The organism is Geobacillus thermodenitrificans subsp. thermodenitrificans DSM 465, assembly GCF_000496575.1.
Lineage (GTDB): Bacteria > Bacillota > Bacilli > Bacillales > Anoxybacillaceae > Geobacillus > Geobacillus thermodenitrificans.
Window position 1 is genome coordinate 148,044 of record NZ_AYKT01000007.1, and the last position, 18,065, is coordinate 166,108.

Sequence of the window (18,065 nt, forward strand, 5' to 3'; positions counted from 1 at the left end):
GGGGATGGGGAAAGATGATGAACCTAGCTTGGGTTGTACCGCTGTTCCCGCTTTGTTCATTTGCTTTGTTGCTGTTGTTCGGACGGAAATGGAAGAAAGCGAGCGCCTATGTTGGCATTGTTGCCACGCTTCTGTCGTTGCTTGCGGCGCTCGGTGTACTGGCCGGACGCCTCGGCGGAACGACATATGAAGCGAACTGGACATGGATGCAGATCGGTGACGTGACGTTGACGGCCGGATTTTCCGTTACAGCGTTAAACGCATGGATGCTCGTTGTCGTCGCTTTTGTCAGCTGGCTCGTCCATATTTATTCGCAAGGCTATATGGCCGGGGATGAGCGGTTTTCGACGTTTTATGCATATTTAGGCTTGTTTACGTTTGCCATGCTTGGGCTTGTGCTGTCGCCGAACTTGCTGCAGGCGTACATCTTTTGGGAGCTCGTCGGGCTCGGGTCGTTTTTGCTGATCGGCTTTTATTTCTACAAAGAAGAAGCAAAAGCGGCCGCGAAAAAAGCGTTTATTATGACGCGCATCGGTGACGTCGGCTTTTTTATCGGTATGTTGCTGTTGTTTTGGCAGACGAAAAGCTTTGACTACGACGACATTTTCCGCGCCGTCGGCGACGGCACGCTGTCGCCGGGCATGACGACACTGACGGCCATCCTCATTTTCATCGGCGCCATCGGCAAGTCTGGGCAGTTCCCGCTTCATACGTGGCTCCCGGATGCGATGGAAGGGCCGACGCCCGTGTCGGCGCTCATCCACGCCGCGACGATGGTGGCGGCTGGGGTGTACCTTGTGGCGGCGTTGTTCCCGCTCTATGAGGCAAGCGAGGCTGCCATGATGACCGTGGCGGTCATCGGTGGGGTGACAGCGATTTTTGCGGCGACGATCGGTTTGGTACAGACGGACATTAAACGTGTCCTCGCTTACTCGACGATTAGTCAGCTCGGCTATATGATGCTTGCGCTCGGCTCGGGCAGTTATGTCGCCGCCATCTTCCATTTGACGACGCACGCCTTTTTCAAAGCGTTGCTCTTTTTGGCCGCCGGCAGCGTCATTCACGCCGTCCATACGCAAAACATTGAAGAAATGGGCGGGCTTTGGCGCCGGCTGCCGTGGACTGCGCCGCTCTTTCTTGTCGGGGCGCTATCGATTAGTGGAGTGCCGCTGTTTGCCGGCTTTTTCAGCAAGGATGAAATTTTAGCGGCCGCTTGGTTGAACGGATCGGTTGAGCTCTTTTGGCTGGCGGTAGCGGCGGCGCTGTTGACATCATTTTATATGTTCCGGCTCTTTTTCCTCGTCTTTACTGGTGAGGCGCGCCATGATGGAGATGCTCATGAAGCACCGATGTCGATGGTCGGGCCAATGGTCGTTCTCGGCGTATTATCAGTCGCTTCGGGATACATTCAAACCCCTTGGTTTGGATCGTTTCTCGGCGAGTGGCTGACCGACGGGGCGTACCATCATGAAGCAGCGCCGGGATGGATCGCTGTTGTGGCGACGATTGTGTCGCTTGTGGGGATTCTCCTTGCCTGGCTGATGTACGGGAAGCGGACTGTGCCGCGCGACTGGTTATCCGCGCGTGCACCGCACGGGTACGAATTGTTGCGCCGTCACTATTACGTTGATGACTTTTACCGGTGGACCGTTGTGGCGCTTGTGTCATTCATTAGCCGCCTGTTGGCATATGTCGACCGTTACCTTGTGGAAGGGATCGTTCGGCTTGTCACCGGCACGGTCAGTGCCGCTGCTTCCGCCGGATCGCGCGGGCAAAACGGGCAAGCGCAGACGTACGGGGCGGTGACGGTGGCTGGCTTGGCCATTTTGGTCGTCATCTTCGCGTTGACAGGGGGGTACTGGCTATGAGCTTTTTGTCGCTGCTCGTCTTTTCGCCATTGTTAGGTATCATTTTGCTGGCGTTTGTCCGCCGAACGGATACGAAAACGATTCAATGGCTCGGGACGGCTGCCACCGTGCCACCGTTATTGCTGGCGTTGTTTGCTTTCATTCGGTCGGGGAGCGGTTTTCGCCTCGAGCAGCTCGATGAATCGTACGATTGGGTGCGACTTGCCAACCTCCCGTTTTTCACGGACGCGGCGTATGTGATCCGCTATGAGCTCGGCATCGATGGACTATCGCTTCTCTTTATCGTCTTGACCGCCGTGCTCGGGACATTGGCCGCTGTCGCTTCTTTGCTCATCAAAGTGGAGAAAAAAGGGTATTTTATGTGGCTGCTCGCGTTGGAGATCGGCATGCTTGGCGTGTTTGCCGCCGCCAATTTCATCTGGTTTTTCCTCTTCTTAGAGGTGACGCTTGTCGCTATGTTTTTGCTCGTCGGCAAATGGGGCGGCTTTGAACGCGAACGGGCAGCATACGGTTACTTGCTGTACAACGGACTTGGCTCGGCGCTGTTGCTTGTCGTGATCGCAGTGCTTGTCGCCCGCACCGGAACGGCGAATTTCGCCTTGCTTCATGAAACGTTACATAATCCGGTCGCCGAAGGGCAGCTGATCGCCCCATTGACAGCAGAAGCGCGGTATTGGCTGCTTGGTGGGTTGCTGTTGGCGTTTGCCGTCAAGCTACCAGCTGTTCCGCTTCACCGTTGGCTCGTCCGCGTTCACGTCGAAGCGCCACCACCGGTTGTTATGCTTCACGCCGGGGTATTGCTGAAAATTGCAACATACGGGATGATTCGTTTCGGGATCGGCCTGTTTCCGGACGAGTTTCGCGCCTTCGCCGGTGCCATTGCCGTGTTGGGGGTCATCAACATCCTATACGGTGCGTTGTTGGCGCTTCGGCAGCGCGAGTTAAAACATGTGCTTGCTTATTCGAGCGTATCACATATGGGGGTCGTGCTTGTCGGCCTTGGTGCGCTCAATGAGGCCGGCATTCAAGGAGCAGTGTTTCAATCGGTTGCCCACGGGCTCATTGCCGCCTTGTCGTTTTTACTCGTCGGTGTTCTCGCCAACCGGATCGGAACGACCGATATTCACCGCCTTGGCGGGCTAGCAAAAGCAATGCCGATTTTTTCCGGGTATTTGTTAACGGCGGCGCTTGCCTTGCTCGGGTTGCCGGGGCTCGCCGGATTTGTCGGCGAATTGACTGCTTTTCTTGGACTGTTTGAAACAAAGCCGGCCCTTGCGGCGGCTGGAGCACTCGGGTTGATTTTCGCCGCTGTTTATTCGCTGCGGGCCATTCTTGATATCACGTTTGGCCACACCCGCGAGCGATATGAATCGACGTTGGGCCTGCGTGGGGCGAAAGAGTCTGCGGCGAGTGTAAGTGAGCCACGTGTCATCGATTTGCAAGCAAAAGAAGCCGTACCGGCGTTCGTCCTCGTCGCCTTGATCGTGGCGGTCGGCGTGTACCCGCAGCTATTGGCTGAGCCGCTTGCCACCGTGCTGGAGACGATGATGAACGGGTTAGGGGGTTGATCGACATGAACGATGTGTGGCAAGCAAATTGGAGCATGATGACACCCGAATGGATCGTCCTCGCGGCGGCGATCGTGCTACTATTGATTGATTTGGTCATGCCGAAGGAACGAAGCCGCCGTCCGCTCGCTTGGGGCGCTGCCGCTGGAGCGGTGCTCGCACTCATTGCAACGGCGGCCATGATTCCGGCTGATCCGGTTTCGATTTTGCACGATACGTTCCGGCTCGATGGCTTTGCGAAAGCGTTCAAGCTCATCCTATTAGCCGGCGGGGCCCTCGCGCTTCTTCTTGTTGCCGAGTGGGAGCCGAAAGAGGGGAGTCATTACCGCGGGGAATTTGCCTATATGATGCTGTTTGCTTTGCTTGGAGCGATGATGACAGCGTCAAGCGGCGATTTGCTTACCTTGTTCGTCAGCATTGAACTTTTGACGGTATCGTCGTATGTTTTGGCCGGCTTGCGCAAAACCGCAACAGCGTCGAATGAGGCCGCGCTGAAATACGTCATTAACGGCGGCATCGCCACCGCCATCATGCTGTTTGGCATGAGTTATGTGTTCGGCTTGACCGGGACGACGAATCTCGGTGATATCGCACGTGAGCTGCAAGAGACGAACGAGCCGTATATGCTTGCTTTGGCCTTCCTTCTTTTACTGATTGGCGTTTCGTTTAAGTTAGCGACCGTCCCGTTCCATATGTGGGCGCCGGACGTGTACGAAGGGGCACCCGTTCCGGCGACGGCGTTTTTCAGCGTCGTGTCGAAAACGGCTGGTTTTGTTCTTCTTCTTCGCCTGTTTGTGACGATCTTTGCCGCTGCGCCGGCGGAAGGCCGGGATCCATCGTCGCTCTTGTTATCGATGCAGCCAGTGATCACCGTGTTGGCGGGGCTGACGATGATTATCGGCAACGTTGTGGCGCTCCGGCAGCGGAGCTTAAAACGGCTGCTTGCCTACTCGAGTATCGCCCATGCCGGCTATTTGCTCGCCGGGTTTGCCGCGATGTCGTGGGCGATGATCGATTCGCTTTGGATTTACTTGCTTGCTTATGTGTTTATGAATATCGGGGCATTTGCCATCGTGGCGCATATCGTTAACGAAACTGGCTCTGATGATTTAGCTGGGCTCGCTGGCTTATACCGACACCGTCCGCTTTTGGCCGCGGCGCTCGGGCTGTTTTTGCTCTCGCTCGCCGGCATTCCGGGGACGGCCGGATTCATTGCCAAGTTCTATTTGTTCATCGGCCTTGTCGTCACCGAACCGGGTCATTACGTGCTCGCTACGGTGATGGCGGTAACGACTGTCGTCTCGTACGTCTACTATTTCAACTTGCTCGTCCAGCTCTTTTTCCGTCCGGCTTCTCTCGCGCCGTTGCGTCGTTTGCCGGCCGGGTTGTCAACTGCCGTAGTTCTTTGCGCGCTCGGGACGCTGGCGATCGGTTGGGTGCCAGATCTTGCGTACGATGTGCTCGCCCAGTTCGGACATTTTGGCGATTTTTTGCCGTAACGGTACAATAAGGGGAGGGGAACACCTCTCCTCTTTTTTATTTCGAATGGGAGTCCATCTCCTCGAAAGCAAGGGGGTGAATGGATGATGATGCCTGTTATCGGCCAACAAGCGTTAATTTCGATTATTGTCCATTTGGCGTTTATCGCCGTGACATGGTGGACGCTGCAGGCAGTGCGGATTGATGTGTTGCTGAAGCCGAACCGGGTCGTCCAAGGGCGGCTTTTGTACATTTTGCTCACGATCGCCATCGGCTCGACCGTCGCGAATTTTTTCCTTGACTATTTGGCGTGGTCGACCGATTTGCCGTATTTGTTCCGCGATTGAGGAAAATGGGGGCGAACGAGCACGGAAGCAGGGGTATGCTGCATCGTGCTGCCTCACCTCTTGGCTGGCAATGGTTTTGTCCCGTTCGCTGCCCCGCTGGCGATCCGAAACACATGCAAGTGATCGACGCATTTCGAGCGTCGATGCGCCCTCGTTCGCTTTTTCGTGTCCACCGCACACCTAGCCTTGGCGCCTTCTGCCTTAGTGAGCAGCTTTGCCTGCTCGCTTTTTTTATGTAAGAAAACGATTTCAAAGATAACCCGTTGTCGATTTTTTTGACGTATGTTCCCTTGTCTGGTGGCAACAATAACAAGTAAGGAGAGGAAGGGAACGAAGATGAGAAAAAAACGGATGAAATGGTTAATGGCGCTCGTGCTCACGAGCTTGTTTTTAGCCGCGTGGCAGTATCGGACGGAAGGCGTGCGGGGAGACGAATGGTCGGTACCAATGGAAACGATGGCGCACACATTAACGAAACACGGTGCTTCGCTTGGTCGATGGATCATTTACACAAGAGAGTATGCCCACGATATTCAAAATGATGCGGACTTTTTCAAAAAAATGGACGAGCTGAAACAAACGTATCGTTCGTTTCATTGGTCGTTTGAAAAAACGAGCCATGGGAAAAAAGCGATCGGCACAAACGAATCCCCCTTCTTCCAAGAACAAATTCAGCTGGTAATGACCGTCGCAAATGGGACACCGCAAACGTATATCCTCTATGAAGCAACAGGCCCAACATGGAGCCAAACTAGGTGGAAAGAAGCAGCACAACACATTCAAACAAAGACGAATGGATTATTTGTGAACAACCCCACATTTTATGCTTGTATTGAAGGCGAATTCAGTGATAATATGAAAGGTGGTTTACTCGAACAGGCTTCCCAATTGCTACGAGACTTTCAAGCGACGCCTGTTGAGTGGCTGCGGGAAGAGTCATTCGTCTCCCTGTCTGCATATACTGGGCAGTGGAAGAACGTTCTCCCGGCGGCCAATCACCAAGACATCAATGTACAACTTGCTTTGAGAGAAAGATTGGGCGGCAAGACGCGTGTCGTTGTTGGAACCCCAATCATTACCATTGAATATTAATATAGAGAAATTGGACGCGGAGGGGAATATCTTGGAAAAGATCATCGTCCGTGGCGGAAACCGGTTGAGCGGCACCGTCAAAGTGGAAGGCGCAAAAAATGCCGTTTTGCCCGTCATCGCTGCCACCTTATTAGCCAGTAAAGGAACAAGTACGATTCATGATGTGCCTGCTCTTTCCGATGTATATACGATCAGCGAAGTGCTCCGCTATTTAGGCGCTGATGTGCGCATCGCCGGCAATGCTGTAATGGTCGATGCCACCGGTCCGTTAACGGTGGAAGCGCCGTTTGAGTATGTTCGGAAAATGCGTGCTTCCGTGCTCGTGATGGGACCGCTGTTGGCTCGCAATGGCCGGGCCCGCGTTGCGTTGCCAGGTGGTTGTGCCATTGGTTCGCGCCCGATTGATCAACATTTAAAAGGCTTTGAAGCGATGGGGGCCTCCGTGAAAGTCGGCAACGGCTTTATTGATGCAGAAATCAATGGTCGTCTCCGCGGCGCGAAAGTGTATTTGGACTTCCCGAGCGTCGGAGCGACAGAAAATATTATGATGGCGGCCGTGCTCGCCGAAGGCACGACCGTGATTGAGAACTGTGCCAAAGAGCCGGAAATCGTTGATTTGGCGAACTTTTTGAATGCGATGGGTGCCAAAATACGCGGTGCCGGCACCGGAACGATCCGCATCGAAGGGGTCGACGAGCTTGTCGGTACGGCGCATACGGTCATCCCGGACCGCATCGAAGCTGGCACGTTTATGGTCGCAGCCGCCATCACTGGTGGCAATGTCCTCGTGCAAGGAGCCGTTCCCGAACATTTAAGCTCACTCATTGCGAAGTTGGAAGAAATGGGCGTAACGGTTATCGAAGAGGAAACCGGCGTGCGTGTCATCGGGCCGGAAACGTTGAAAGCAGTCGATATTAAGACGATGCCATATCCTGGGTTTCCAACCGACATGCAGTCGCAAATGATGGCTCTCTTGTTAAAAGCGGAAGGCACAAGCATGATCACCGAGACGGTATTCGAAAACCGCTTTATGCATGTGGAAGAATTCCGCCGGATGAACGCGGATATTAAAATTGAAGGACGCTCTGTCATTATTAACGGCCCGTGTCAGCTGCAAGGCGCTGAAGTGGCGGCTACCGATTTGCGCGCCGCTGCTGCTTTAATTTTGGCTGGTCTCGCAGCCGATGGCTATACGCGCGTAACCGAGCTGCGTCATCTCGACCGCGGTTATGTCCGCTTCCATGAAAAGTTGGCTGCGCTTGGGGCCGACATTGAACGCGTCCGCGAAGAAACGAAACAACTCGACCAAGTCGAAGCAATCGAATGGAACGGATAATGGCGAAAAAACGACCGTGAACTACCTTGGGTAGGGAATGGTCGTTTTTATTCTTTCTGTCCGCACCTTCCCCGCTTACTAGCGAACGTCCCCCCTGCTTTGTCGAAGAGAGAATGAAGATCCCACGCTTTCAACTGTAGGGAGGCGAGCTCCTTTAAAGATAAGACGAAACGCGAAAGAAAACTGTCATATATACTTGTCCGAGCCCATAACTATAGTAACGAACCGAAGCCAATGCAGGCATTGATTCATGATGTCCGCTTGTGCTTGAAAAATGCATATTGGGGGCTCGGCTATGGTAAAAAGACTGAAACCAGTCATCGTACTCGCACTATGCCTGTTTGTCGCCATCCTCGTCATTCCGGCGGCGCTCGTTCTACCATTTTACGACGGGAAGGTGGCAAAATTGACGGAACAACTGCACAAGCAAGAACAAATCCAACGTTCACAGGCAGCCGAAGGGCCGTCCGTTGACGTGGCCGTCTACCGAAGCAGAGAGCAACGCGTAGAAAAAATTCCCCTCGAGCAATATGTCATTGGCGTGGTGGCGGCGGAAATGCCGGCTGAATTTGAACTCGAGGCGTTAAAGGCACAAGCGCTGACGGCAAGAACATACATCGTCAAACAGTTGCTCGCCAATCAGCCGTTTCGCCTGCCGGAAGGCGCGAACGTGACGGACACGGTGACGCACCAAGTGTATTACAGCGATGCTGAATTGCGGAAGTTATGGGGAAGCGACTATGACTGGAAAATCAAAAAAATAACGAAAGCGGTTCTCGATACGCGTGGACAAATTTTAACGTATAACAACGAACCGATCGAAGCGCTCTTTTTTTCAACAAGCAACGGTTATACCGAAAATTCAGAGGCATACTGGCAAAACGATTTTCCGTATTTAAAAAGCGTCGCCAGCCCATGGGACGAACAATCGCCGAAGTTTTACCAACGAAAAACGATGGCGGTCTCGGAATTTGAACGGCGCCTTGGCGTGACGCTGTCCTCTGACGGTTCGGTCGGCGTCATTGTCTCGCGTACACCTGGCCGCCGTGTCGGTGAGGTGAAAATTGGTGGCAAGACATTCACCGGTCGCGAGGTGCGTGAACGGCTCGGCCTGCCATCCACTGACTTTACATGGGCGCGCAAAGGCGATGAAATCATCATCACGACAAAGGGCTACGGCCATGGCGTCGGCATGAGCCAGTATGGAGCCAACTTCATGGCGAAAGAAGGAAAAACATACGCCGATATCGTCAAACATTATTACCGCGGCGTCCGCATCTCCTCAGCGACCGCCTTTTTGAATAAGTTGACCGCGAAAAAATAACGGAGCGTCTGCTCCGATTTTTTTGCATAAAACGAGGCCGAATGTCAAAAAATAAACAAAAAATTGTTTGCGGCGTGTATATCTTTTCCTCTTTCTGTTCAAAATGGTTGCTGAGGTGATGAACATGAGAGAGGAACAAAGACAACCGTCGCTGAAGCGTTTCTTCCGCAAACGTTGGGTATTTCCGGCTATTTATCTATCTTGCGCGGCATTGATTGTCGCCGGTGCACTTTGGTTCCAAGCGGGCAAGCAAGAGAGCACAGACGAAAACAACGTAGCAAAAAACGGAACCGCCCAGCAAGAAGACCCGGCCATTCCGGTCAATGAAACGGTCGAAAACATTGCAATGCCTGTAGTTGATCCGAACGCAGTACAAGTGAAAACTCCGTTCTATGACGAAAACGCATCAGAACAAGAGCAGGAAGCAGCCCTCGTCTTTTATGATCATACGTACCATCCGAACCAAGGCATCGACCTTGTGCGCCAAGACGGTAAAACATTTGACGTCACCGCTTCGTTAAGCGGCACGGTGACGAAAGCGGAAAAAGACCCGATTTTAGGCTACGTGGTGGAAATCAACCATGAACAAGGGGTCACGACCGTCTATCAATCGCTTGCTGATGTGAAAGTAGAAGCAGGCGATACGGTGAAACAAGGCGAAGTGATCGGTAAGGCAGGGCAAAGCGAATTTAACAAAGAAGCCGGCATCCACGTCCACTTTGAAATTCGCAAAGACGGAAAACCGGTGAACCCGATCGACTATGTCGACAAACCGTTGACCGCATTGACCGACAAATCGGAGGACAACGCCGGAACCAATAACACCAACGTAAGCGAGGAGAAAGAAACGACGCCAAGCGACGAAACAGCGCCGACTCAAGACAATCCGGCAAATGAATCAGAACAAACGCCGGCTGACGACGACACAACGACGCCAAACGACAACAAACAAGATCAAAATAATGACACATCTTCCAACAAAATGCCAGACGCTTCGATCGGTATGGCAAGAGCGTAACGATTTCATGAAGGGAACGAACGACAAAGAAAGGCCCGTCTGTTTGCCAAAACGAACAGCGGGTCTTTTTCCGTTTTCTCATCCCGAACCGGAGAAGACTTCCGCTTCCACACGTGAACGTAAGTCCTTTACCAACCGATGGGGAAGGGGGGATTGCCAGCCTGCCTTGAGGCGGGTGTTCCTAAGAGTCTCCCACCGCTAAGTGTAAGCATAGGTAGAAGCGGGAGATAAAAAAGAAAGTGGTTTCCAACGCGCCGTTTGAACCGATATAATGATAGAAAACAGGTGTGAGTCGGGGTGACTTTATCGTGAAACTAGACGATATCGACCGCAAAATTCTTGAAATGTTGATTGAAGATGGCCGCATGTCGTATGTCGATATTGGGAAAAAACTGAATCTCTCCCGTGTTGCTGTCCGCGAACGGGTGAACCAGCTCGTCAAACGTGGAATTATCGAAAAATTCACTGTTGTCATTAATTCGGAGAAGTTCGGCAAACAAGTGTCAGCGTTTTTCGAAGTCGACTGCGAACCGGCGTATTTAGTCGAAGTCGCGCAAAAGCTGGCGGAGAATCCGAATGTGGCGAGTTGCTATCAAATGACCGGTCCGAGCACGCTGCATATGCACGTACTTGTCGAAGACTTCAACGCCCTCGAGAAATTCATCAACAACGAGTTATACGCACTAGAAGGCATTACGAGAGTGGAAAGCCATATTTTGCTGCGTCGTTTCAAAAGTCGGACGGGGTTGAAATTGTAGAGATTGACTGAAGCGGAACGGCGAAGCGTCACAAAAACACCTTTTTAAGGGTGTTTTTTTATTTAAATAAAAAATTCATTTTTTTTAGACAATTGTGTAGAAAAATGGTTCAAATTCCTATATAATCATAAAAAACGAAATAGAAATTAACTTTGTTAAATAATCATTCAATTTTGCTTAACAAATGTATATAAAATTCTCTTTTATACAAACAACAGAAAAGGGGTGAATAGGATGGTAGGGGTGGTTGTCAGAAGATTTTTTCAGCTGATTTTGCTGCTAATCGGTATCTCGTTTCTTGTGTTTACGAGCATGTACATTGCTCCAGGAGATCCGGCAGCGATCATCGCCGGCCCGACCGCGTCGCAAGCAGACATCGACGCTATCCGCGAAGATTTAGGGCTCAATGACCCGTTTCTCGTTCAGTATGGCCGTTACATGAACGGACTGCTTCATGGTGATCTTGGGTACTCATATCAGACAAAACAGCCGGTGTGGGACGCGATCGCAACGAGGTTTCCGAACACGCTGAAACTCGCTATCGCCAGCATTATTGTCGCCGTGATCATCGGCGTGGTTGCCGGCATTATTTCGGCCATCCGGCAAAATTCATGGTTTGACGTTTCTAGCACCATTTTTGCCTTGGCGGGCATTTCAATCCCAAACTTTTGGCTAGGCACTGTGCTCATTTTAATTTTTGCTGTCAACTTGCAGCTGCTGCCAGTCGGCGGATTGGATGCACCTTTTTACACGGCAGAAGGATTGAAGCAACTTGTGCTGCCGGCCATTACGCTTGGGACCGGATCGGCAGCGATGATTGCGAGAATGAGCCGTTCGTCGATGCTTGAGGTTATTCGGGCCGACTTCATCCGGACGGCACGGGCGAAAGGGGTGCGGGAGCGGACAGTTATTTGGGTGCATGCCTTACGCAATGCGATGATCCCGGTCATTACCGTCATCGGCTTGAACTTTGGTTTTTTGCTGGGCGGAACGATCATTACTGAGCAAGTTTTCGCCATTAACGGCGTCGGCCGCTTGATGGTACAAGCTATCGCTGCTAGGGATTTCCCGATGGTGCAAGGTTCCGTCCTGCTTGTCGCTACATTGTTTGTGTTAGTCAACTTGATTGTTGACATCATCTATACGTTTATTGATCCGCGCATCAGCTACGATTAAACCAAGGATAGAGAGGGGGAAACCGATGGAAACCGGTGCAGCGGTGAATACAGGACATACGACGGCCGGCCTTGGGCGTAAAAAGGAAAAAATGTATGTCACCACGATCAAACGGCTGCTGAAAAACCGATTAGCGGTCGTAGGACTTATCATTATCGCCATTCAAGTGCTGATGGCCATCTTCGCACCGTGGTTGGCTACTCATGACCCGGTGAAGCAAAACTTGGCAGCTGCCGAGCTCCCCGCTTTCTCTGACGGCCACTGGCTTGGGACTGATAACTACGGGCGGGACATTTGGAGCCGCATCGTATATGGTGCTCGCATTTCTCTCGTGGTTGGCATCGTTTCTGTCAGCTTAGGGCTGATCGGCGGGGTGGCGCTCGGTTTGTTGGCGGGGTATTACAAAAAGCTTGATGGACTGATCATGCGGATTGTCGATTTACTGTTTGCGTTTCCGGGGATTTTGCTTGCGATGCTCATCATCGCGATTTTAGGCACAGGTCTAATCAATGTAGCGATCGCTATTAGCATTTGGTCGATCCCGACATGCGCCCGCATCGTCCGTGGCAGTGTCCTGTCAGTGAAAAAACGCGAGTACATTTTGGCGATGAAAGCGCTCGGAGCCAGCAATGCCCGCATCATCATCAAGCATATTTTGCCGAACTGCCTAGCGCCGATTATCGTCTTTGCAACGATGCGCATGGCAACCGCCATTTTGTCGACTGCCTCGCTCAGCTATTTAGGGTTAGGCGCCCAGCCGCCGACGCCGGAGTGGGGGGCGATGATCGCCGCCGGACAGGCGTTTATGTGGACATCGCCGCACATGACGATTGTTCCTGGTATCGCCATTATGCTTGTCGTCTTTGCTTTTAACGTCGTTGGCGACGGGCTACGCGATGCGCTTGACCCAAATATGGATATCAATCAATAAACATACCATTTGGAGGGAAAGCGATTGAAAAAGAAGTATTGGTCTTACCTGTTGTCTGCTCTCGTACTCGCTGTTTCTACGGCATTGGCCGGATGCGGCGGCAAATCGGCTTCCAATCACGCATCATCCGGTTCACAAGGGAAAGGAAACGTTGCTCAGGAGCTGACATATGCGACGACGTCTGATGTGGTTGGCCTTTCACCAACGTTAACGAACGATTCCGTATCATCGAAGGTAATCGATCAAGTGTATGAAACGTTATTTGTTCGCGATCCGAAAACGATGGAAATCAAACCTCATTTAGCGGAATCGTACGAAAATCCGAATGATAAAACATGGGTTATCAAATTGAAACAAGGCATTAAGTTCCACGATGGTACCGATTTTAACGCCGAAGCAGTGAAATATACGTTTGATAAATTAAGAGATCCGAAAACAGCAGCACCGCGTGCTTCATTGCTTGAACCGGTTGAATCGGTGGAAGTGAAAGACGATTATACTGTTGTGATCACAACGAAATATCCTTATGGTCCGATGTTATCTGCCTTAGCACATTCGAACGCTGCAATCATCAGCCCGACGGCCGATCAAAAACAAGATTTAATGAAATATCCAGTTGGTACAGGTCCGTTTAAATTCGTCGAATGGGTGCCAGGTGATCATGTGACGCTAGAGAAAAACGACGACTATTGGCAAGGGGCGCCGAAATTAGAGAAAGTCACATTCAAAGTCGTTCCGGAAGTGACGACTGCCATTTCAATGTTGCAAACTGGCGATGTGCAGTTTATCGACAATATTCCGGCGGAACAACTTTCCCGTATTGAAGCGATGAAAAATGTTCAGTTCATCAAAAAAGAAGGCACACCGGTCTACTATCTAGGTTTTAATATGAAAAAGAAACCGATGAATGAACTTGCATTCCGCCAAGCCGTTTCGTATGCGATCAACAAGGATGAATACATCCAACAGTTGAAAGGTCTCGGCGTGAAATCAAATAGCGTCATCGGCCCGAAAGTGTTCGGCTATGATGAGTCGTCAGAAAACGTCGCTTACAGCTACGATCCGCAAAAAGCAAAACAGCTTATCGAAGAACAGGGCTATAAAGGGACAACCGTTAAAATGCTTGTTGCTAATACAGCTGCCCATAGGAAAATGGCGGAGATCGTCCAAGCTCAGTTGGAGGAAGTTGGTATTCACACTGAAATTGAGTCGATGGAGTGGGGGACATTCTTAGATTCAGCGAGACAAGGGAAATATGATATCACATTCTTGAGTTGGGCGAACCTTACTGCCGACGGCAGCGAGTTGTTTTACCCGAACTTCCATTCCAAAAATGCAGGGGCAACAAACCGTATATTCTACAACAACCCGACGTTTGACAAACTTGTTGAAGAATCGAGAAATGCGATTGATCCAGAAGTGCGCAAACAAAAATTAAAAGAAGCAAACGAATTTTTGTTGAAAGACGCGGCTGTTGTCGTAATGAATCACGGCGTTGTCACCGCGGTCGTTGATCAATCAGTGAAAGGATTAGAGATCGATCCAACAGGACAATGGTCACTCTATCACGTTCATAGAGAGTAGGGGATAGCATGACTGAAACCTTGCTGCGTGTCGAGAACCTTGTTACGACCTTCAGCACAGCGGAAGGGAAACTTTCTGCTGTGCGGGGGGTTTCGTTTTCCGTCCGCAAAGGGGAGACACTTTGCATTGTCGGCGAATCAGGGTGTGGGAAAAGCATCACCTCACTGTCGATCATGGGCTTGCTTCCGAGCAACGGTGCGGTAGAGAGCGGGTCGATTGAGTTTGCTGGCCGCGACTTAACGAAACTGTCGAAAGAGGAGTTGCGTCGCATTCGTGGAAACGAAATTTCGATGATTTTTCAAGAGCCGATGACGGCGCTTAACCCGGTCTTTACGATCGGTTATCAGCTTCGCGAACCGCTCATGCTCCATCAAAAATTGTCGAAACAGGAGGCCCACGAGCGGGGCATTGAGCTGCTCAAGCAAGTCGGCATTCCGTTTCCGGAAAAGCGGATGAAACAATATCCGCATGAGTTAAGCGGCGGAATGAGACAACGCGTCATGATTGCTATGGCACTCGCCTGCCATCCGAGTTTGCTCATTGCCGACGAGCCGACAACGGCTCTTGACGTGACGATTCAGGCGCAAATTCTCGACTTAATAAACGATCTAAAACAAAAATTGAACATGGCCGTTATTTTAATCACCCATGACATGGGGGTTGTCGCCGAAATGGCCGACCGGGTGATGGTCATGTACGCTGGGGAGAAAGTGGAAGAAGGCGATGTCGAAAGCATTTTTGCCAATCCACGCCACCCGTATACAAAAGGGCTGCTGCAATCCGTGCCAAGCGTGGATGACGAAGAGTATTCGCTTGAACCGATTCCAGGCACGCTACCGAGTCTAAACGAACAAATTGACGGTTGTCGGTTTCACCCACGCTGTCCGTTTGCGACCGATCAATGCCGGGCTGCATCGCCGCCGGAGAGAACGATCAGCGTCAGTCATTCCGTCCGCTGTTGGTTAGAAGAGGGGGTTCACAACGATGAGCGAGTCAAAGCAGCCACTTCTTAAGTTGGAAAACGTGAAAAAGTATTACCCGATCAAGGGAGGATTGTTGCAGCGCGTCCAAGGCTATGTAAAAGCAGTGGAGAATGTTTCCCTTGACGTGTTTGCCGGGGAGAGTATCGGCATCGTCGGCGAGTCGGGCTGTGGAAAATCGACCCTCGGTCGGACGATTCTTGGTTTAGAAGAAGCAACGGACGGATCAATCTTTTTTCGAGGCGAGGAAATTAGCCGTTTGCCGGAACGGCAGCGCAAACGGTGGAAAAAAGAGATGCAGATGGTATTCCAAGACCCATACGCCTCGCTGAACCCTCGTCAACGCATTGGCCACGCGCTTGAGGAGGTGTTTGTCATTCATACGAACATGACAAAGGCCGAGCGCGAGGAGCGCGTGCTGCAGTTACTTCAAGAAGTCGGGCTTCGTCCGGAACATTACGACCGCTATCCGCACGAATTCAGCGGCGGGCAACGGCAACGGATTGGCATCGCCCGGGCGATTGCTCTCAATCCATCGCTTGTCATTTGCGATGAGGCCGTTTCCGCGTTGGACGTATCCGTCCAAGCGCAAATCATTAAACTATTAAAGGACATTCAAGAAAAACATGAGTTGACGTATTTATTCATCTCCCACGATTTAGGGGTTGTTCGCCATTTTTGTAACCGGGTGCTCGTCATGTATTTAGGTCATGCTGTCGAACTCGCGCCGTCGCAGGAATTGTACACTAATCCACTGCATCCGTATACAAAAGCGTTATTGTCCGCCATTCCAAGGCTGAAGCCGGGCGTCAAGCGGGAGCGTATTCGCCTTGAAGGCGACTTGCCGAATCCGGCCAATCCGCCGAAAGGCTGCCCGTTTCATACACGTTGCCCGGTGGCGACCGAACGATGCAAACAAGAACGGCCGGAGTGGAAAGAAGCGGCTCCAGGTCATTTTGTTGCTTGTCATGAAGTGAAGTGAGGAGGAGTTTCTATGGACTACTTATACCACCCATATCCATCACAGCGGATGACAGTGTTCGCCAAAAACGGTATTGTCGCGACATCGCAACCGCTCGCTGCTCAGGCCGGGCTTGAAGTGCTGAAAAAAGGCGGCAATGCCATCGATGCGGCGATTGCCACCGCGGCTTGCCTGACGGTCGTTGAGCCGACGTCCAACGGCATCGGCGGTGATGCGTTCGCGCTCGTCTGGACGAACGGGAAGTTGTACGGGTTAAACGCCAGCGGCTATGCACCAGCTGCCATTTCGCTCGACGTGTTAAAAGAGCGCGGCTATACGGAAATGCCGAAATACGGGTTCGCCCCGGTGACGGTTCCGGGAGCGCCGGCGGCGTGGGCGGCGCTGTCGAAGCGCTTTGGACGTCTGTCGCTTGCCGAAACGCTCGCGCCGGCCATCGCTTATGCCGAAAACGGCTATCCGGTATCGCCTGTGCTCGGAAAGTACTGGGCGAACGCCTACCGGGTGTACAAAGAAGCGCTCCATGGGCCGGAGTTCGGTTCGTGGTTTGAGACGTTTGCGCCGGCCGGTCGCGCCCCGAACATCGGTGAAGTGTGGGCTTCACCCGATCATGCGGCGACGCTTCGTTCGATTGCGGAGACCGAAGCGGAAAGCTTCTATCGCGGCGAGTTGGCGGAAAAAATCGTCGCCTTCTCGAAGCAATACAACGGCTTTTTGACGCTTGAAGATCTTGCCGAGTATGAACCGGAATGGGTCGAACCGATTTCCGTTTCTTACCACGGCTACGACGTATGGGAAATCCCGCCGAACGGCCAGGGACTTGTCGCCTTAATGGCGTTAAACATCATGAACGGGTTTGACGTACCGAATGTTCCGGATGTAGAGACATACCACCGACAAATTGAGGCGATGAAGCTCGCCTTTGCCGACGGGAAAGCATATATCGCCGACCGTCGCTATATGAACTATCGCGTAGACGAGCTGTTATCTGAATCGTTTGCTGCGATGCGCCGGGCGCAAATCGGCACCGAAGCGCTTACGCCGGAGCCGGGGACGCCGCCAAAAGGCGGGACGGTCTATTTGGCTGCCGCTGACGGCGAGGGCAATATGGTATCGTTCATCCAAAGCAACTATATGGGCTTCGGTTCCGGCCTCGTTGTGCCGGGCACGGGGATTGCCTTGCACAACCGCGGTCATAACTTTGTCTTTGATGAGAACCATCCAAATGGGCTCGCACCGCGGAAAAAGCCGTACCATACGATCATCCCCGGATTTTTAACAAAGGGAGGCAAACCGATCGGCCCGTTTGGTGTCATGGGCGGGTTTATGCAGCCACAAGGACATATGCAAGTGATCATGAACACGGTCGATTTTGCTTTGAATCCGCAAGCAGCGCTCGATGCGCCTCGTTGGCAGTGGATGGAAGGGAAAACAGTGCTCGTTGAGCCGCACTTCCCACGTCATATCGCTGAAGCGCTCGCCCGCAAAGGGCACGACATCTGCGTCGCGTTGGACGGCGGCCCGTTCGGCCGCGGGCAAATCATTTGGCGCGATCCTGATACCGGCGTGCTTGCCGCAGGGACGGAGCCGCGCACGGATGGAGCGGTCGCCGCTTGGTGAAACTA

Annotated in this window: 15 protein-coding genes; all 15 read left to right on the top strand. The window is 52.2% G+C overall.

What is annotated here, in order from left to right; translation table 11 throughout:
- The first annotated feature begins 14 nt into the window (after positions 1–14).
- The 15 genes from nuoL (at position 15) to DSM465_RS0108870 (ending at position 18,060) form a co-directional block, all read left to right on the top strand.
- On the top strand, positions 15–1,868 hold the full coding sequence (gene nuoL / locus DSM465_RS0108800) for an NADH-quinone oxidoreductase subunit L (RefSeq protein WP_008880683.1): 1,854 nt from the start codon (positions 15–17) through the stop codon (positions 1,866–1,868).
- Complete coding sequence (locus tag DSM465_RS0108805; RefSeq protein ID WP_011888391.1) at positions 1,865–3,436, top strand: NADH-quinone oxidoreductase subunit M; 1,572 nt, start codon at positions 1,865–1,867, stop codon at positions 3,434–3,436. Before nuoL ends, DSM465_RS0108805 begins: the two co-directional genes overlap by 4 nt.
- Positions 3,437–3,441: 5 nt before the next feature.
- Positions 3,442–4,935 carry an NADH-quinone oxidoreductase subunit NuoN gene (nuoN, locus tag DSM465_RS0108810; protein ID WP_011888390.1) on the top strand — a complete coding sequence of 498 codons (1,494 nt, stop codon included), beginning with the start codon at positions 3,442–3,444 and terminating at the stop codon, positions 4,933–4,935.
- 87 nt (positions 4,936–5,022) lie between these two features.
- On the top strand, positions 5,023–5,262 hold the full coding sequence (locus DSM465_RS0108815) for a DUF1146 family protein (protein ID WP_011888389.1): 240 nt from the start codon (positions 5,023–5,025) through the stop codon (positions 5,260–5,262).
- Positions 5,263–5,598: 336 nt separating this feature from the next.
- Positions 5,599–6,354 (top strand): YwmB family TATA-box binding protein, encoded by a 756-nt coding sequence (locus DSM465_RS0108820; RefSeq protein WP_008880679.1) that lies wholly within the window; start codon positions 5,599–5,601, stop codon positions 6,352–6,354.
- A gap of 31 nt (positions 6,355–6,385) precedes the next feature.
- Complete coding sequence (gene murA, locus DSM465_RS0108825; protein WP_011888388.1) at positions 6,386–7,690, top strand: UDP-N-acetylglucosamine 1-carboxyvinyltransferase; 1,305 nt, start codon at positions 6,386–6,388, stop codon at positions 7,688–7,690.
- Between the two features lie 295 nt (positions 7,691–7,985).
- Entirely contained in the window at positions 7,986–9,014 is a 1,029-nt protein-coding gene (gene spoIID / locus DSM465_RS0108830) for a stage II sporulation protein D (RefSeq protein ID WP_008880677.1), read from the top strand.
- A 124-nt stretch (positions 9,015–9,138) separates the two neighbouring features.
- On the top strand, positions 9,139–10,032 hold the full coding sequence (locus DSM465_RS0108835; RefSeq protein ID WP_008880676.1) for a M23 family metallopeptidase: 894 nt from the start codon (positions 9,139–9,141) through the stop codon (positions 10,030–10,032).
- Between the two features lie 308 nt (positions 10,033–10,340).
- Positions 10,341–10,790, top strand: a complete 450-nt coding sequence (locus tag DSM465_RS0108840; protein WP_011888387.1) for an Lrp/AsnC family transcriptional regulator — start codon at positions 10,341–10,343, stop codon at positions 10,788–10,790.
- Positions 10,791–11,024: 234 nt separating this feature from the next.
- A complete protein-coding gene (gene nikB / locus DSM465_RS0108845; RefSeq protein WP_029761127.1) occupies positions 11,025–11,966 on the top strand; it encodes a nickel ABC transporter permease in 942 nt (313 codons plus the stop codon).
- A gap of 25 nt (positions 11,967–11,991) precedes the next feature.
- Entirely contained in the window at positions 11,992–12,897 is a 906-nt protein-coding gene (locus DSM465_RS0108850) for an ABC transporter permease (RefSeq protein WP_011888385.1), read from the top strand.
- A gap of 24 nt (positions 12,898–12,921) precedes the next feature.
- Entirely contained in the window at positions 12,922–14,481 is a 1,560-nt protein-coding gene (locus DSM465_RS0108855) for a glutathione ABC transporter substrate-binding protein (protein ID WP_011888384.1), read from the top strand.
- Positions 14,482–14,489: 8 nt separating this feature from the next.
- Positions 14,490–15,494, top strand: a complete 1,005-nt coding sequence (locus DSM465_RS0108860) for an ABC transporter ATP-binding protein (protein WP_011888383.1) — start codon at positions 14,490–14,492, stop codon at positions 15,492–15,494.
- The gene (locus DSM465_RS0108865; protein WP_011888382.1) at positions 15,466–16,443 is read left to right on the top strand and encodes an ABC transporter ATP-binding protein; all 978 of its coding nucleotides are present in this window, start codon (positions 15,466–15,468) and stop codon (positions 16,441–16,443) included. Before DSM465_RS0108860 ends, DSM465_RS0108865 begins: the two co-directional genes overlap by 29 nt.
- A gap of 12 nt (positions 16,444–16,455) precedes the next feature.
- Positions 16,456–18,060, top strand: coding sequence for a gamma-glutamyltransferase family protein (locus DSM465_RS0108870; RefSeq protein ID WP_011888381.1), 1,605 nt, complete (start codon positions 16,456–16,458; stop codon positions 18,058–18,060).
- Positions 18,061–18,065: the final 5 nt, after the last annotated feature.

Coding starts and splice junctions, on each gene's coding strand:
- nuoL (WP_008880683.1), top strand. CDS start 15: ATGATGAACCTAGCTTGGGTTGTACCGCTGTTCCCGCTTTGTTCATTT.
- DSM465_RS0108870 (WP_011888381.1), top strand. CDS start 16,456: ATGGACTACTTATACCACCCATATCCATCACAGCGGATGACAGTGTTC.
- DSM465_RS0108835 (WP_008880676.1), top strand. CDS start 9,139: ATGAGAGAGGAACAAAGACAACCGTCGCTGAAGCGTTTCTTCCGCAAA.
- nuoN (WP_011888390.1), top strand. CDS start 3,442: ATGAACGATGTGTGGCAAGCAAATTGGAGCATGATGACACCCGAATGG.
- DSM465_RS0108865 (WP_011888382.1), top strand. CDS start 15,466: ATGAGCGAGTCAAAGCAGCCACTTCTTAAGTTGGAAAACGTGAAAAAG.
- DSM465_RS0108805 (WP_011888391.1), top strand. CDS start 1,865: ATGAGCTTTTTGTCGCTGCTCGTCTTTTCGCCATTGTTAGGTATCATT.
- DSM465_RS0108860 (WP_011888383.1), top strand. CDS start 14,490: ATGACTGAAACCTTGCTGCGTGTCGAGAACCTTGTTACGACCTTCAGC.
- spoIID (WP_008880677.1), top strand. CDS start 7,986: ATGGTAAAAAGACTGAAACCAGTCATCGTACTCGCACTATGCCTGTTT.
- DSM465_RS0108850 (WP_011888385.1), top strand. CDS start 11,992: ATGGAAACCGGTGCAGCGGTGAATACAGGACATACGACGGCCGGCCTT.
- DSM465_RS0108820 (WP_008880679.1), top strand. CDS start 5,599: ATGAGAAAAAAACGGATGAAATGGTTAATGGCGCTCGTGCTCACGAGC.
- nikB (WP_029761127.1), top strand. CDS start 11,025: ATGGTAGGGGTGGTTGTCAGAAGATTTTTTCAGCTGATTTTGCTGCTA.
- DSM465_RS0108815 (WP_011888389.1), top strand. CDS start 5,023: ATGATGCCTGTTATCGGCCAACAAGCGTTAATTTCGATTATTGTCCAT.